Origin of the sequence: Pseudomonas protegens (genome assembly GCF_003732485.1) — a bacterium.
Lineage (GTDB): Bacteria > Pseudomonadota > Gammaproteobacteria > Pseudomonadales > Pseudomonadaceae > Aquipseudomonas > Aquipseudomonas protegens_B.
Genome location: NZ_MOAK01000055.1, coordinates 91850 through 108651, shown reverse-complemented (window position 1 = coordinate 108651; position 16802 = coordinate 91850). Strand labels below are relative to the sequence as shown.

At 52.4% G+C, this 16802-nt stretch carries 12 protein-coding genes and 1 pseudogene; 4 read left to right on the top strand and 9 right to left on the bottom strand.

Annotated elements, in window-relative coordinates; all coding sequences use genetic code 11:
- The 3 genes from BLX41_RS15035 to BLX41_RS15025 all read right to left on the bottom strand — a co-directional run.
- A partial coding sequence (locus BLX41_RS15035; RefSeq protein WP_148059730.1) for a fimbria/pilus outer membrane usher protein occupies window positions 1-1033 on the bottom strand: 1033 nt, incomplete at its 3' end.
- Window positions 1034-1095: 62 nt separating this feature from the next.
- Window positions 1096-1815, bottom strand: coding sequence for a fimbria/pilus chaperone family protein (locus BLX41_RS15030; RefSeq protein ID WP_123725533.1), 720 nt, complete (start codon window positions 1813-1815; stop codon window positions 1096-1098).
- 516 nt (window positions 1816-2331) lie between these two features.
- On the bottom strand, window positions 2332-5733 hold the full coding sequence (locus BLX41_RS15025; RefSeq protein ID WP_123725532.1) for an autotransporter domain-containing protein: 3402 nt from the start codon (window positions 5731-5733) through the stop codon (window positions 2332-2334).
- 1187 nt (window positions 5734-6920) lie between these two features.
- Here BLX41_RS15025 and BLX41_RS15020 point away from each other — a divergent pair.
- Window positions 6921-7316, top strand: coding sequence for a hypothetical protein (locus BLX41_RS15020; RefSeq protein WP_148059729.1), 396 nt, complete (start codon window positions 6921-6923; stop codon window positions 7314-7316).
- Between the two features lie 630 nt (window positions 7317-7946).
- Here BLX41_RS15020 and BLX41_RS15015 read toward each other — a convergent pair.
- From BLX41_RS15015 to BLX41_RS15005, 3 genes are all read right to left on the bottom strand, one after another.
- Window positions 7947-9056, bottom strand: coding sequence for a D-alanyl-D-alanine carboxypeptidase family protein (locus tag BLX41_RS15015; RefSeq protein ID WP_123725530.1), 1110 nt, complete (start codon window positions 9054-9056; stop codon window positions 7947-7949).
- A gap of 200 nt (window positions 9057-9256) precedes the next feature.
- A complete protein-coding gene (locus tag BLX41_RS15010) occupies window positions 9257-10654 on the bottom strand; it encodes a sensor histidine kinase (protein ID WP_123725529.1) in 1398 nt (465 codons plus the stop codon).
- Window positions 10632-11309 (bottom strand): response regulator transcription factor, encoded by a 678-nt coding sequence (locus BLX41_RS15005; RefSeq protein WP_123725528.1) that lies wholly within the window; start codon window positions 11307-11309, stop codon window positions 10632-10634. The genes BLX41_RS15010 and BLX41_RS15005 overlap by 23 nt, the downstream gene beginning before the upstream one ends.
- 212 nt (window positions 11310-11521) lie before the next feature.
- Between BLX41_RS15005 and BLX41_RS15000 the strand changes: the two genes are divergently transcribed.
- Complete coding sequence (locus BLX41_RS15000) at window positions 11522-12307, top strand: substrate-binding domain-containing protein (RefSeq protein WP_123725527.1); 786 nt, start codon at window positions 11522-11524, stop codon at window positions 12305-12307.
- A gap of 222 nt (window positions 12308-12529) precedes the next feature.
- Here BLX41_RS15000 and BLX41_RS35430 read toward each other — a convergent pair whose 3' ends face one another.
- Both BLX41_RS35430 and BLX41_RS35425 read right to left on the bottom strand, forming a co-directional pair.
- Window positions 12530-13405, bottom strand: coding sequence for an ATP-dependent nuclease (locus BLX41_RS35430; RefSeq protein ID WP_259744921.1), 876 nt, complete (start codon window positions 13403-13405; stop codon window positions 12530-12532).
- Between the two features lie 331 nt (window positions 13406-13736).
- Window positions 13737-14147, bottom strand: coding sequence for an ATP-dependent nuclease (locus BLX41_RS35425; protein ID WP_259744920.1), 411 nt, complete (start codon window positions 14145-14147; stop codon window positions 13737-13739).
- A gap of 78 nt (window positions 14148-14225) precedes the next feature.
- Between BLX41_RS35425 and BLX41_RS14990 the strand changes: the two are divergent.
- A pseudogene (locus tag BLX41_RS14990) lies at window positions 14226-14985 on the top strand (C40 family peptidase).
- A 59-nt stretch (window positions 14986-15044) separates the two neighbouring features.
- Here the strand turns inward: BLX41_RS14990 and BLX41_RS14985 are convergent.
- Window positions 15045-15428: a hypothetical protein gene (locus BLX41_RS14985; protein WP_185073577.1), complete on the bottom strand. Its 384-nt coding sequence runs from the start codon at window positions 15426-15428 to the stop codon at window positions 15045-15047.
- 128 nt (window positions 15429-15556) lie between these two features.
- Here BLX41_RS14985 and BLX41_RS14980 point away from each other — a divergent pair, with 128 nt between their 5' ends.
- The gene (locus BLX41_RS14980) at window positions 15557-15961 is read left to right on the top strand and encodes a hypothetical protein (protein WP_123725525.1); all 405 of its coding nucleotides are present in this window, start codon (window positions 15557-15559) and stop codon (window positions 15959-15961) included.
- Window positions 15962-16802: the final 841 nt, after the last annotated feature.

Genomic DNA, 16802 nt, shown 5'->3' with positions numbered 1-16802 from the left:
GATCGGAGTTGCTGTTGAGCAACGGTATATCGCTCAGGCTGAACGGTCCTTCCGGCACGATCGTGGTGTAGATCAACGCACCGACCTGACGTACTTCTATCGTGGATTGTGCATTGGCGATGCCCTCTACCCGTGCCCCGGAACGGGCCGACCCCATCAGCGCCGTTTCGGGCAGTATCTGCACGCCGGTAATCGCTCCCCCGGAAAAAAGCGGGTTGTTGATATTGATCTGCCCGGCCTGCAGCAGGGCCTTTTGCTCGGTGAATGTGCGTTGTGCGTATGCGTATAAATGTTCGAAACTCTCTTTGTCGTCGCTCTTGCTATAAAGCTGGTGACTGCGCACGATCCAGTCACCCATGTTGAACCCCAGATCGGTCGAGCCCGACAGGTAGTCGCTAGACTGCGAACCAAACTCCGAACGCATGGCCATTACGTCATAGTTGAAAAGGGCAGCAGTGCCACCACTGCTGAAGTTCGTAGTCTGGGACGCATCGCTCTGTAAGGCATGCTGCGGGACCACTAGAAAAATCTCATCCTTGTTCGGGTGCAGGCTGACCTCGGTTTGCGGGTACGCTGCCACAAAGTCATAACGTTTTTCGGTGGCGTCCTTTGAACTCAGCACGTACTGCGAACCGGGAACCTTCAGACGGGCCTTGGTCAGCAATGCCTCGTCAAAATACAGCTCTCCGTGGTTGTCGAACCGGGCATCCACTCTGCCCAGCTTGACCCCGTTAACCACCAGTGAAGCCACGTGCGCGCCCTCCGTAAACCGCGCGGGCTCGCGAAAATAATCAGCCAGTTTGGGGTCAATGCCGCGTGCTTTAAGGGTTTGCATATCGAACCTTGCGAAATCGCCGCTGGCCTGCCCAGCCCTCTGCGACATGTCCGCCTGGGCGGCAATCGGCGTAAGCAAGAGTGCGTTCCAGATCGCGTACGCAAGGGGCGCAAAGATCGGTAGGAAAGGGCGCGTGCTTTGTTCAGGCACGAGTTTGCAGCGGCCACCCTTATAGGTAGCCAGGAAAGGCTTTTTCATGGTTTAGGGCTGCTAGGTAGAAACAGGCGGGGAGTGCAAAAGCTGTTGACTATTGCGCGTGCTCAGTAACTAGTAGTGGCATCGATAGGCGCTTCGTACTTATCGACAGAGAAACCATAGACCGTGCCAGGGCCGATGGTTACCGAGCTTGAGTGGATAGCTTCAGGTGCCAACGCCATCTTCAATGTCTCACCAGGCAGGACATAGGTGCGTGGCAGCAAGGCCGTCTTGCCCGAAGGCTTGAGTTTCAGCTCTTGAGACAACCGCACGACATAGGCGCTGTTGTTGATTACCACCAGCTTGCCGTTATGGATACCCCATTTCAGCAACTTCCAAGGCTCACGGTTAGGCTCCAGACCTTTGGGGTGAACGATCAAAGGTAGGTTCTGACGCATGCTGACACCGACAGTCGAGCGACCTTGGCTGTTGAGTTTTGGAGCGATGCCTTCAAAGATTACGCGCTTGAGTCGCTGGGTTGTCACCGGCTCGCCTCCTTGACGCAGGAAACGCACAAGCTGGGTTTCACCGGCCTCAACACGGGTGACGGGTGGAGTCAGCACTACCAGGGGCTCGGTGTCCTCGGGAATATTCTCGATAGTCGAATACAACAGTGCCGGAGTGCCGTCGGTGTTCTTGACGTTGATGCTGGTTTCACCTTCGTCCTCATACAATATCACCACAGAGGTCTCAGGCTGCATACCGGTCGCGCAAATGAACGGTGCGGCTAACGCTGCAGCCGAACCTGCCAACAGGGCACACAAATGTTTTTTGGAGATAGTCATGTCTATACCTCATTGAATTGCCGCCAATCGATGAGTTCAGATGGGGCGCTCATGAGGTGAATTATGAAAGTCCGATACTAAGCAAAACATCGGAATAGGATTAAAAGTGAGATGAGCTGCCGATAAATCGTGTCCAGGAGGCGAAAACCTGCGCGGTGGACACCTGGCTGCCGTTGATCAGAGCAAGACTTCACCCCCCCCTGCGACAATGGCTCCACCATGATCCTATTAGTGGGCCTCTACCATTATTCATCTACCTTTTATCAATGTATCCGGTGTCCGCGAAGGTGATAATCCGAGCATTCGTCGAGCTGTTCGGCGGCGTGTAAGAAGGTACCGCGAGCGAGCATGTTCCTACGGGGTTGACACCTAGCCCACACGAACATGCCTGCTCGTGAAGAAATGCTTCATTCTTATATTGCAATCGGTTCCCCCTATCTTGTTCAGCCCTCTGTGAGGTGCTAACTCCACCAGCGCGAGGTTTTCTTGGGGCGGCGGAGGTGCATCTAGTTACCTCTAGAAAGTCCAGGAGGCAGTAGCAGAAGCGCTCTGGTCGTGAAAGCGCTGGCCTATTTCTCCTGTGTACCCCAAGCCGATGGAAAAGGACGGCGTTAGGTCAAGGCTGGCGTTGAGTGCCAATTGAGCCATGTCTTTTTGCACAGGTAAACCGGAGATACTGACGAAGTCCCCTTGAGACCGCAGTTTCAGTCGGGTCTCCGTGAATGGTTCGCTGAAGGTGTGATGCAGCCCTGTGCTGCCACTCAGCCGCAAGATCATGCCTCTGGCCAATGGATGGGTGGCGTTCGCACGCGCACCGAGTCGGGCCGAGGTCACATCCATGCGGCTTTTCTTGCCGCTGAGGGCGAACAGTTTTTGCTTCTCGGTAAAGGCCTCGGTTTCAAGATGTGTGTAGTTAAGCCCAGCAAAGGGTTCTAGAGTCAATGTGTTGAAGTTGATGGCCTTGGACAGTTCGGCAAAGACCTGGCGGGTGCTTCCATCGTAACTGCCTTTCAGTCGCGTGGTGCCATTCTTGTGGCTTATATCGCGATTGCTGTCGATCTTATGTCTGGCGTAGGCCGCGCCGAGGCGCACTGTAACGCTGTCCAACTGTTTACCTGCATAGGCGGCAAGGCTGTAGGTTTCGACATCGGCCGAAGCACTCTGCATGGAGAGCGAGGCAGAGCTGCTTTGATAGCTGGCGGCGATACCGGCTCTCAAACCGCTATCTTCGTCTTGCTGATCGAGCCCCCAGATTACCCCGTGGGTCGAACGATTGAGTTTGGCTGCACCATCCTGGCAATTTTGCGCGCCACTGGAGTTGAAGGCATATCCCCAGGCGCCCAAAGCACGCGGGTTCTGTTCTGTTTGGTAAAGACGATTAAGCGTTGCGTTGCGCACGTAGCCTGAATCTTGCAATAGCGCATTCTTGAGCGAGGCATGCAGCTCGCCGGTCATGGATTGCATGACGTGCTTAAACTCATCTCTGGAGAGCCCGATCAAGGTATTGGTTTCTTTTTCGGCCCAGGTTAGAGGTACGGTTTCCGGGGTGCCCACGGAGGAGGTAGTGGCCAGCGGTGTTGCTGATGGAACAAGCACTGGCGTTACGGTGGGCGAGGGCGTAATAACGACTGGCAAAGTCGAGGGCGGTATAGTGATAGGGGCCTCGTTCAGCAGCTGGGTGGCCAAGACTTTTTCGTTTGCGGTTTCCACCAGTGCTTGAGGACTGACGTCGTTACGCACGAGGTTCAGGTTTACTTGATTTGTTTCGTAAGTCAGGCTGGGCGTGAGGAAGGCCAAATTGGATGTGACGCTGGCAAATTGGCCGCTTACGCCTTTTTGCGCCTGGATAATAGGCAGGCTGGTGTTGGATTTGTAGTCGCCGGCCTCTGCCTGAACGTCAACCAGCCCACCTTGCAGGTCAATATGTCCGGCTACGTCCAGCTTGTCGGCACGTCCAGTCGCATCGACCTCGACCTGGTAAATTGACTCGGGCCTGAAGGTCAGGTTTTGGGTGATGCTTAAGGTACCGATCGAATTGCCGGGGGCGATGATCCCGCCTTTGTTGACGATGACTGAGCCGACTTCGCCGATGCCCTGCAACTGGCCACCGGACTCTACGTAGACCAATGCGTGGTTCAGTGTGCCATTGATCTTCAGTGCACCGTTGTTGATGTAGGTACGCCCAGTAGAATTGTTGTTGCCGTTGAGTTCGAGCATACCCGAGCCGTCTTTTATTAGACTGCCGCCGCCGCTGATATTGCTGCCAAATGCGATGTTGTCACTACGATTGAAAGTTAGCGTGCCATTGTTGTTGATATTGCCCGTCACCGAGCCTTGCGTTCCGCCGTTACCCACTTGCACGGCGCCCTGGTTCACGTCGATGCCGCCATTGGCGTTCGTATTGCCTGTAAGGGTCAGCAAGCCTGCGCCATCTTTCACCAGCTTGCCATCGCCGCTGATATCGCCGCCAAAGGCTGTGTCGTCACTGCGATTGAAGACCAGCGTGGCGTCGTTGTTGATTTTGCCTGTCACCGCGCCTTGCGTTCCACCGTTACCCACCTGCAAGGTGCCTTGGTTCAGGTCAATGCCGCCACTGAAGGTGTTGTTGCCTGTGAGGATTAGCGTACCGCTACCATTTTTGATCAAGCTACCAGGGCCACCAATATCTTCCTTCCAGGTATCAGTTTGAGAAAAGCCGGCCAGATCCATATCTGAAGCTGGGTTCTGGTTGACTGTGAAATCTTCATAGAAATAGGTGGGGCCGCTAAAAGCACGGGGCAGGTTGATCAGGCCCCAGTTGGCGTCTGGGTTGTTGGCGTCGAAGGTCCAGCCCGCCAGCGAGTTGCTGGGGTAAGCTGTGCTAGCCAGAATCTGCTGCCATTCGTGTGACTTCAAATAGGGAAAGCGAAAACGCAACAAGGCACTTGATTGTTGCGGAATATGTTCAGGGGTGAGCGCTACGATAGGGCGTTTGAACATTTGGTTGTAATAGCCGATGCTGTAGTTTTCGTTGGCTAGAGTATCGGTCAAGGGCAAGTCTTGAGCCTCAAGGCAGCCACGCAAAGGGCCCGAGCAAAGCTTCGACTCTTCTACCTGCGTTCGAACATCCTTGCTCAGTTCAAAAAAGGTAGTTGCCAACGTGTCGTCTGACAGTATTTTAGACAGGTAGTAATAGTTGCCAATGCGGGAGGCAATAGTGTCGGTTGGAAAGTGTGCTTCCAACACGACACGGCTCTCGCCGTATTGCAATGCGCGGGAAATTATTTCGCTGCCACGCTCTGGAAATACCAGGCTCATGGGCAGCGCCGTTGTATAACCGTCCCAAGTGTGGCCGCTTGGGAAGGATGAGCCTTTTATGGATAGGTAGTCTTTTATATATTGTGAATTTTCCAGAACCTCATAGGGTCTTCCACGAAGAAACTGTTCTTTCAATATGAAGTCTGCGGTTCGTTCCCTTTGTTTGTTAGGGTCATATGATCTGGCTGCCTGTTTGTATAGATCTACCAAGCTGTCGTAAGACGATAGATCTGAAAGAACTAGCGGCATGGTGGGCGTTTTTGCGGGGGTGAGCGAACCTAGTGCTGATTGCGTCATTATCGATAGTTGATAAGCGGTCTCTTGCGATCTATCGCTCCTGGCGAGCTTGTATCTAGCTCCACTGTCTTGTACGTAGGAGATGGAACCTATCCGATCAAGCTCGGATGATTCTGAGCCTGGTTGTGGATAGCCGGTAAGGACGTTATTTTGGAGCTCCTTGAACCAGGTATTTCTTTTGGAGTCGATCAGTGCTTCAGCGATGTCGGTTTCAATTCCAGCTAATACACATGAAGGTGAAAGCATCCAGAGAAAAAGTGCATATTTCAAAGCTGCGTGTTGGCCCGATGGGCTAGTATTCAAGGATATGTTTGTTGGTCGCATGAGTCATCCTTTGGTCTACGGCTTATTGGGAAGGAATCGTTATGCGGGGTTTTCTTTTCTGTTTTATTACAATGCTGTCAACAGGCTAAAAGAAAATATTTCTGTAAGAATCAAGAGGCTTTATATTTCGCATATTAATTGTATTTAGGATTTTTCCTATTGATTTTTGTTTTTGGTTTTGTAAGGTCGCTGTTGGTGGTGTGGTGATTTATTGTGTTAGATGTTTGCTGTAACAGCGAAATTTTAGCATTTGTTGTCAGAGGTTCCGTATGCCTCCCTATAAGGTGGGACCAGTGTCAGGCTAGGCCAGTCCCATTTCATAGGTGTCGGTCTTTACCACTTCCTTCGCGTCGCTAAGTAGCTCTTGCCATAGCTTAGGCGGACTGCGATCAGTTCGGCAGTCGTGTGATGTGCGAGAGTCGAGGCTGGCTGTCATGTACTTGTGGAAGTTTCTCAAGACCATGCGTAGTTTGCATCGTGTTGACGGCGACAGAAATTTCGGATCACTCCTAGAGATTTTTTTTACTTCAATCGTCAGCATTCAAACCTAAATTGGTCATAGTATGAGGGCGATTTTCATGCAGCATTGACGTACCACACAGGAGGGAGAATGAAGCTTCTCTATTTTTAGAAAAAATTTTCGCTGTTGGATGTACCTATATAGGCAGGTGGTGCCCTCGGATCCGTCAAGGACAGTTGTTGATCGACAGTGAGTGGCGGTGCTGAAAGCAATGATGATTTGAGCTTGGCGTCAGCGAACCTTAAGGTCCGATGCTTTTCGCCCGCTGCCGATGACTGATACTCCGGATGGAGCAGTTATCAGTTGCCGTTAATTGGAGTTCAATCACCAGGGAACGGCAGGTCATTGGCAATTGACGCGAATGATCAGTTATTAATCGAGATATGTATGAGCAGACCAGGGCGAACTAAATAGTACGAGCGGTATGCTATTAACAATCCCTCGTCGCATGAACAAGTCGGTGGCGATAAAGTGTGGTTCCAATACGATCGGACGAATAATCAAGATTTTTGGCCAGGCAGTGGAGGAAAATATGGGTGCTATATTACATGCCAATAAATAATAAATTTTCTTGCAGTTCGTGTGCTTTGTTCGCTTTAGAAATCAAACTGTCTGCCTGTCTCTGGAAGCAGCGAGGCATGGCAGCCATCGCTAGTGGAATATGATCATGCCTACAAAGACCTTGCGAATTATAATTTTCGACAAACGCCATTCTCAACGGCTCGAAGTCGAAAAATTACTGAACGAACAGGGTTACTATCGTATAGCGCCGGTGGCAGTCTTTGCCGATTTTCTTCATTTAGTGGAATACTCGCTCGTGGCTATTGATCTTGTCGTCATGCATTGCGGCTCGATCGATGGGATGAGAGACGGTTTCAATCTTGATAGCTTCTGTCGTAATAGCCCCAACCTTCGTCATACCTTGATCTACGATGACCAAACTTTTGATGTAACAGAAATAGATTGGGTGTCTTCACGGATCATCAGGAAGGTCCCGAGTCCTCCGAGTCGTATAGCTATAAGTAGTCTCATGGAGTTAATCGACCCGCGCAGGAAATGGTGAGTGTAGTAAACGAGCCGACCTGGTTTCGTAGGCACTTGACAGCTGTTTTTGGCCAATTGCTACTCGCCGGAAATAGCAGATTCCGGCCCAGATTTTCTAGACAAGCGAAAGGAAGTATCCAGCTCACTGACTATGAGGTGTAACCCGCAGCAATCCGTTGTGTGCCATGACTGCGTTAGGAGCGCTCACGTTCCTGAGGGTAGACGACATCTAGTAAGTTTTGACCATAGACTCATATGAAATTTTGTCCGTGATTTCAGCCTAGGGTAAAGCCTTGCGCAGAATGACAGAAACAGGAAGCCCGGCGCGTTGCCGGGCTTTTTGTATTTCGGATGGGGGCTGATCCCTCAGCAAATTCGAGTGTAGTTCAGTCAGATCTATGGTGCAGCTAACACGTTCTCTTAGGTAGTTATCAGATATGAATGGCATGGAAGCGACAACCCATTGAGCATTCTCCCTTTGTGATGGCTGACATTTCGAGCCGACGCTAAAGCGTAATTGCGGCAAATGTCCTTGGGTATCGAGGCTGGTGACTCAACTGGATGGTTTCGCCCCTGTCACGTCAGATCAGTGGGAATCATTTGAGGTTGTCAGTGAGGTGAATCACGGCTGGATATCATCCATCCAGATTCAGGCCTTTACCTCTCCCTTGTCGTCCTTCACATCAAACAATCCTGCAAAAAAAAGATGGAATGCATCCCAGGTTCGCGTCCACCAACCACCTGCTTCTCCGGCTTCTAATGCGATGAGAGAGCGTGTCACAAGTTTATTCTCGCCGTCATACAACTCGTAGCTTCCGACTATGTCACCGACGGCAATAGGAGCTTCCAGTGCGTTATTGATGTGAAGGCGGCTTTCCACCTTGCGATTACTATTCTTGGGCATCGTCAATGTCACATCATCGAGCAACCCAACAGAAATTACGTTTTTCTCGCCTTTCCACAGTCGTGGTTGAGCTAACACCTGCCCGCCTTTCTGATAGGTCTTCGTCTCAAAAAAGCGGAAGCCGTAGTTCAGGATTTGTTGAGCATCTTCTGCACGATTGTTCGTCGTGGTCGAGCCAAATACCGCACTGATAAGACGCCGCCCATCACGAAGAGCAGAGGTTACCATGCAGTAGCCGGCCTCTTCGGTGTGGCCAGTTTTGAGTCCGTCAACACTGGGGTCGCGCCAGAGGAGAAGATTGCGATTGGGTTGGCGAATGTTGTTCCAGGTGAAATATTTGTGCGCGTATAGCGGGTAGTAAGCGGACTCATCATTGATAATTGCACGCGCAAGCCGGGCCATATCATGAGCAGAGGAGTAGTGCCCAGGTGCCGGCAAGCCTGTAGGGTTCATGAAGTGAGTGTCAGTCAGCCCAAGTTTATTTGCAGTGACATTCATCAAACCGGCAAATGCATCTTCGCTACCCGCTATGTGCTCCGACAGTGCCACACTGGCGTCGTTGCCAGAGTCGATAACCACGCCACGGAGCAGGTCATGCACAGGGACAACGGCACCAGGATCAAGAAACATCCTGGAACCACCGGTTCTCCATGCGTTTTCACTGACGGTAACCGGATCGTCGACCTTGAGGCGTCCCGCCTGTATCTCATTGGTAGCCACATACACCGTCATCAACTTAGTTAAGCTAGCTGGCGGCAAATGCATATCAGCGTTTTGACTGCTAATAATCGAGCCTGTCGCGGCATCCATCAGTACCCAGGATTTCGCGCTCAGTTGCGGTGGTGCTGGGATCATCGCTCGGGCAGTTGGAGAGGTAGGACTTGGGGTGGGTATTGGAACCGCCCAAACTGGTGTCAGAAAAGAACACGCAAGAGTGAGTGTAAGCCGCAATTTAGAGTGTTTCACAAGCGCCAGCCTTGGATTCGCAGAAAGACGCGCCAAGCTAGATGATGAGCTTAGAGGGCTCAAATTAACCCGGATTAATATAAATTTAATTAGCCGTTGGAGACGACCTCGGGCAATGGACAAATAATCGAGACTGAGGCTCCACTACCACGCGGCGACTCTTGGATATGCAGTACAAACCCGTGCAACCGAACAATTGCCGACACCAGAGAAAGCCCCAGTCCATGCCCAGGTTGCTGACGGGTGGTGTCTCCGCGATAAAGCCTGCGGATCACGCTGTCACGCTCTGCCTCGGGTATTCCAGGGCCGCTGTCCGAAACCTCTATATTGAACGAGTTATGCGTCAGAGAGCCGGTCAAGTGAATCACACCGCCCTTGGGGGTGAACTTGATAGCGTTATCTAAAAGATTAACCAGCGCCTCGAACAGAAGAGAAACATCACCAGATAACTTTGGAAGGTCTTCAGAGAGGTCGAGGAGTAGCGTCAGTCCTTGCTCTTGTGCCAAGGGCAAAAAAAACTCGTGCGCTTGCGTCAGCAGCGATGCTGGTTGGAACGATTCAAAACCTGATCTTCTCCTTGTATCTTCAAGTTCAGATATTCGCAGCAGCCCTTGGAAGCGCAACATGATGGATTCGCTTTCTTCCAGCGCCATGTTCAATGTTTCTGCATGAGCGCTATCCAGGGGTAACTGCTGTAGCTGGTCAAGATGGGCGCGCAGGCGAGTCAGGGGAGTACGTAGATCGTGCGCAATACCGTCACACGCCCCCTTCACTTCATGCATAAGCTGCTCTATATGCTCGAGCATGACGTTGACAGCATTGGCCAACATGTCGAGCTCATCGCGGCGTGGAGACAGCGGCAGGCGTTCACCGAGATTGCCCGATACGATACTTTCGGTGCAGCTTTGAAGTCGCTGCACTCTGCGTAAGGGCCTTCGCCTCAAGAGCCACCAACCGATCAACCCAGGGATAAGGGTAAGAGAAAACCCCCAAATTAATGCCTGCTCGATGATGCCGCCGACTGCGGAGATAGATCCTCCATCACGCGACAGGATCAAAATTCGACCATCACGCCGATGTTGCATTAGCGCATGGCTGCTTCGGGTTTGCTCGCGTGGCAATGCGATGCTCAAACCTCGCTCCAGATAATGTACCTGGCCATCATCTGGGAGACTTGCTCGTAACCGGAGAAGGTCACCGGCGATATGTGTGCCGTCAGCTTTGAACAAACCGTAGGCGTCGATCCCTGAAGTCGAATACACCTCACTGGCAGCCAGTTCATCCTCTAGGCTGGCATCATCGATTTTTTGATAATAGTGGGCGCGTTGCATCAATGTCCGCTCGGCAACAGCCCCGAGATAGGTTGAGATTTTCCAATAAAGCACCCCCGTAAAAACGGCTCCCCAAGCGATAAAAAACAAGGCGTAAAGCCCGAGAAGGCGACTATTGGAAGAACGCCAGCGCTCACTCCTGGGAAGCAAGTACATAACCAGAACCACGAATTGTTTGAATAACAGGGGAACCGCTCCCCTCGATTTTTTTCCGCAGCCGACCGATATGAACATCAATAATGTTCGTGCCAGGATCGAAGTGATATCCCCAAACCGCCTGAAAAAGCATGGTTCTAGTGACCAACTGACCCGCGTTGCGCATGAAATAAGTGAGCAGTTTGAATTCGGTTGGGAGAAGCGGAATGTGCACATTCGAACGACTGAGTGAGTGTTCAATGAGATCGATATGGAGGTTGCCAAAGCTCAAATGACGCTCACTTTCACCTGCGGTTGGGCGCCTCAGCAGCACCTCCACCCTGGCGATCATTTCAACCGTAGAGAACGGTTTGGTCAGGTAGTCATCGCCCCCCGAACGAAGCCCTTTTACCCGCTCATCGACATCAGACAATGCGCTGATCATCAAGACTGGCTTCAGAATGCCAAGGCTTCTCAACGTGCTTACTATCGTCAAACCATCAAAATCAGGCAGCATTCGGTCAAGCGTTATCACATCATGGTCGCCAGAAATAGCCGCTGACAATCCATCACGACCGTTAGCCGCCCACTGAACATCGAATCCATGGGAGGTAAGCGTGTTAACAATAGCCTTGGCTGTAACCTCATCGTCATCTATTACTAGCGCGCGATTCATTTTTTACTCCACACAACGATTGCAAACCTAAGACTCAAGCAGGCTCCAAGCGCCGTAGATCTCAAGATGGATGCAGCCTAGGTAGGGTGCAACGGACGGTAAACTAAATTTTTCTTAACTCTCCTTAATTTCGACATTGCTTGAAATGTGACTATTTTTTTGCGCCTTCACTGCTAAACCTCATTTCTACGCTGGATTCAGGATACTCCGTCATGACGAAGACCTTACTGAGGCTCGCATTGGCCTGCTTGTTGTTCTTGGCAGATGGCATCGAGGCACAGGATGCGACCTCTACCAAAACACTTACCCTATTTGTGTCTGGAGGCTTCATCGCAGCGATTCAATCCTTAGCTCCCGTATATGAAAAAGAGACAGGATTCAGCTTGGTCATCAAAGAGTCTCCACCTACCGGGAATACCCCAATTGCAATCACTAATCGGCTCTTGCGCGGTGAAAAAGCGGATATCGTAATCATAGAGGATTGGGAGCTTCGAAATTTGATGGATCAGGGGCAGCTGCAAAAAACGAGTCGAATTGATCTTGGCAAGTCGTTCATTGCCATGGCCGTCCAAAAAGGTGCAAAAAAGCCCGATATAGGCAACATGAAAGCCTTCAAAAAAACGCTACTCAGTGCCAAATCCTTGGCTCTATCGGATACGCCCAGCGGAACATACCTGTCTCGCATTCTCTTCCCTCAAATGCACATTTCAGAAAGCTTGAGGATCAAGACGCGGACGATTTCCGCCGAACCCGTCGGAGAAGCAGTCGCTCGTAGCGAAGCAGAGATAGGCTTCCAACAACTGAGTGAATTGATGCACACGGAAGGTATTGATGTGATCGGGCTTATTCCAGATCAGGTGCAGAAAATGACGATGTATTCTGCAGCTATCTCTACTGGTGGCGTACAGCAAGAGGAGGCTGCAGCGCTGTTGAAATTCCTGAGTTCAAAGGCCGCTAGTACTGCCATCAAGGTAAGTGGATTAATACCCGTGCGATGAGTTTTCGTAACCGTCTGGCCAATACACCTTCCCGAGCCGTATCCTCAGGAGACCATCAGGAAGTTATGTTGCCCGGAAGGCTACTCATGGACTCGTCTTTTGGCGACCTGATCGACAGGACGACGTATATCGGAATGAACCAGGTTGCACCCCCGACCTTCCAGTTGGCACGGTTTCTAGAATCTCTACCACCTGCGTTTTCTCGGAGTAGACAACAAGGTTTCATCGCTGAATTAGGATAGAGTTACCGGTAGGAAAATCGGGAAGGCAGCATGACAAGGAACATTTATAGCCCCAGCGTTGATGGCCAGATCGCTTACTAGCATAGCTGCGGAGTGCGACCTCAGACACGCCATACAACACAAGGTTTTCGAAGCCCTTAGTCGCGGATTCATAGGTATGATCGACCGAGGCCGTGAGGGTTGCGAGCGCCTCCTGTGATTGCTTGTCGAACACCGCGAACACGATCTTGCCGAGAGACCGGAAGAATGTACCCAGAGGAGCGACATTGGTCTCGCCGCGAGCATCGACGATAGCCACTCCAAGGTTTTCGAGAGATTTGAATCGCGTGGGATCCAGCTCGGCGAGCCGGCGGGCGGCGGCAGGCAATGCGTCGAACTCCGTACGGCCCTCAAGCACAAGTACGTAGCGGGCAAGTAGAGCTTCGCAGAACCGAGCTTTAAACTCTGTGCGATAAGCCTTGGGCTTGACTGCTGGTGGGTATGTTGCAGGGACTCCGGTCATAACACCGGCCGTGCGCTTGAGAACCACCACCTGGGCAGGATCGAACTCCTCCAGCACGTAGGGTGAGTGGGAGGTGAAGATGGCCTGTGCCGACTTCTGGCGTAGCGAATTGATAATTCGTTTCTGGGTGTGCGGCGGAAGCGCGATCTCTGGCTCTTCCATCGCGAAGATCACGCTTTGCTTGAGTTCGGCGATGATAGACAGCAGAGCCAATACCAGCGTGTTAATAGTGCCAGTGCCTTGGTGCTGATATGGGGCGGAATAGACGGAGCCGTCCGGCCTTTTCGCTCCAGTGCCCATGAAGACAGTCAGGGTTCGACGGAGCATGTCGCGGGCGAGGTCCGAAACCCGCATGTGGGGTTGCTCTGCCCAGTCGGATGGTACGTAGTGCCGTACTGCCCCTGGACTGCGATAAGTAACTTGCCGATATCCTCGGTCTCTCCAACTGGCAATGCCCTCAGTTGGTCGAGCACGTCTTCCCACATTGCCAGTCGTGTCTCCTTCAGCCGAAGGATTACGTCCAACAAAGAGCCTCGCTCTAGGCTGAGTGCGCGGACGCCAATTCGTAGGGTGCGAAGATAGAGAAAACCGCACTTTCGTTTGTCGGGCGCAGAGAACCGCAGGTAGGAACCATCCGGCATTTCGGGAATGGCGTAAAAGGTATCCCCAGCGAAGTCGTCCTCTTCTACGTCATACCAGCCGTTGAAGAAGACGCGTATTGCTGCGCCAACATGGGGGGCGTCCGTTCCCTCTGGCGGTGCCCCCACAGCAATGTCTTGGCCTGTGAATCCCACCACTCGATATGGTCGCGGAAATGCCGCAGCTGCTCATCGGAGAGTCCAGCGACTATAACCTCGATCTGGATCGGGACGACCTCGTTCTTGGCCGGATCTACGTACATACCTGCGTAGAAATCGTGCTCATCAACTACAGGACGACGACTCAGGCGCTCTGGGCCAAGTACCAGGTCTACCGCTTCCAGCAATGTGGACTTGCCGGCGTTGTTGTCACCAATAAAAGCAGTGTGTCCATTGAGATGGACCTCACCGTAGGCGATGCCTCTGAAGTTCTGGACGCGAACACGCACAAGATGCACTTCGACACTCCTTGTCTAGCGGAACCCAATCTACTGATTTTAGTCCCTCATGGTAGGTGCGATTCGACTGTATCGCCCTTGAGAGCACCTTCGGGTCGATTCGCGTACCCGCGCGAGTGCTACGGCCTGGTGACTCGCGAAGGGAGAAAGGAGGTCTATGTGCCTTGCCGCAACCCGGCCTCGACGCCCAGCGAGCATTTCCGCCTGGCGCCCGAGGACTTCGCCGCCGCCGAGGACTGCGGCCAGGTGCTGGCAGTCGTGCACCGCCACCCAGATCACCCAGCGGCACCCAGTGAGGCAGATCGCGTTTCCTGCGAGGCCTCCGGGCTTCTCTGGCACATCCTTGAGGTCCGAGAGCGATGACGAACAGGTGCGCCCAGGCGAGCTTGTGAGCCTCGCGCCTGAGGGCTACCAGGCCCCGCTGATCGGCCGCAAGTTCTCCCATGGCGTGCACGACTGCTTGAGCATCATCCTCGACTTTTACTGCCGTGAAATGGGCATCGACCTGGGCCAGTACGAGCGGGAGGACGGGTGGTGGGAGAAGGGCGGGAACCTGTACCTGGAGAACCTGCCCGCGGCCGGATTCAGTCAAGTCAGCGCACCGCAGCACGGCGACATCGTGCTGATGCAGATCCGGTCGAAGGTGCCGAACCACGCCGGGGTATACCTGGCCGATGGCGTGCTGAAAACCGAGCATCAGCACTTCCCGGCGCCCGGGTCGATCCTGCATAACCTCCACAGTCGGGACAGCAAGCGGGACACCTACGACGGGTACTGGCGCGAAGTTACGGTTAGCTACTGGCGGCACCTGGCAATCGACTCAACAAGCACGGCGTAACGAAGGCCACTAGAAAAATGGTCGTCTCCAGCAGTGGAGAACTCTTACTTTCTGTCGCGTTATCCCTTCAACGAGTACATTTTCTTCAACTGTGCCGGTGTCAGCGGAGCAAGTTTCTGCGTGCGTCTGATCTCGATCCGTTTATTTCCGGTACGCACGTTAAGCGGATAGTAACTCGCGCCATACTCAAAATTGCCTTCGCAGGTTTGCACAAGCCATGCGCCGAAGCGTACGCCGTTGTTTCCGAAGGTAGATCGGTACTCATCCAACCGACTCACACAACCGTCTTGGAAGTCCGCTTTTATCAGATGCTCCCATTCTTGGGAGACTTCGTCATTGGCAGTGCCGGCAGTTGAGGTCAGCAGAAAGATGAGGGCAAGAGCTACTTGGCTCGGTGAGGGCATTACTGCAAGTCCTTTGCGTCCACAGGGGGAGGCATCCATTTAACATCAGGTTTCCAGTAGCGCAAAGCCCAGCACCGCGCTGGGCTTTTGCCTCTGGAACACTTTCTGGCGTCACGTTACAGTGCTGGTCGATGGTTTGGAGCAAACCACGGACAAGGAGGTGGCTGATGCTGGCAAAGCTATTGGTAACAGTTGGAATTGTTTTCTATGCCGTGGTCGTACCGATTCTAGAGATTAACGACACTCATGTATTCAACCCCGCATGGGAGCCGCATGCCAGACTGCATGAGACTTGGCAGTTATTCACCAACACTGCGATTGGGGCATTCAGTGTCTGGCTTGTTTGGGGGGCGAATCAGCTTAAGCTCGCGAGTCTTCTCACGACGTTCGTAACGGGCGGGTTCTTGTTGGCCTATTGGCTTCGGGATGGTTACGGTGGATCAATGGTCCTCACCGACGGATCAGAGAAAATGATCCTTGGGCTCAATTTAGGACTGGTGGCTTACGCCTTGGCCATTGTGCTTGCAGGGATTGCTGTAAGTATCGATCAACGCAGCCAAAAGTCGCCTTAAGGCTAGGTTCTCGCTTAATTCGAATGGTGGAAGAGGTTGCTCATGAAAGGGGCTGCGCTGGGGTTGGCTCGATGCCTTTGACTTCCAGCCCCCTGCTTTCTACGAGCAAGATGGCTTTAACCAGTTTGGCCATCATGATGGTTTTCCCCCAGGTATAAACGTTTCCTTTTTCATGCACGATTAGACTGACTGCTCCCTGTCGGTGGTAGATTGCCCTCAAACCATATAGAGGGGCCGACATGCGAATTCTGGTAGGGGCGGTTGCGGTGGCGCTGTTGGCGGGGCGCTCCTCGAATGCCATCACTGTTCAGTAAGCCAAGCAAGCGCCGAAGGATCAGGTGTATGCGTTTCAGGCCCGACCTGCCGGTGCTTACGGAGCGATAACTGTTCTTCGAGATGGCGGCATAAACGCATCAGCTTGTGATTTCGTTATCTATGTCGATGGGAAAAAGGCCGCGAAACTTGGGTCCAGCCAAAAGGTCACCTTCTACGTTAAATCGGGTGCTTTGAATCTCGGTGTAGGCTTGGCTGGATCGGGGCTTTGCATGGGGCAGGCGATTAGAACCATAGCGGTTGACGCTGTGGCTGATCGAGAAAAAATATTCCGTGTCAGTTCAGATATGGCAGGCATGTATATAGGTCCATACGTTGAGTATTAATTAAATTTCTAATGAGCCGCCCTCGGGCGGCTTTTTGTTGCCTGGAGGAAATATGTCTGCTGAAAAGATGCAAACCGTATTGCTATCTGGATCCTTGGCTCGAAAGTTTGGGAGACACCACCGCATGGTCACTGGCGCAGGTTTCAATGATATTCGTGGTTATTTCAAACAGTTCCCTGGTT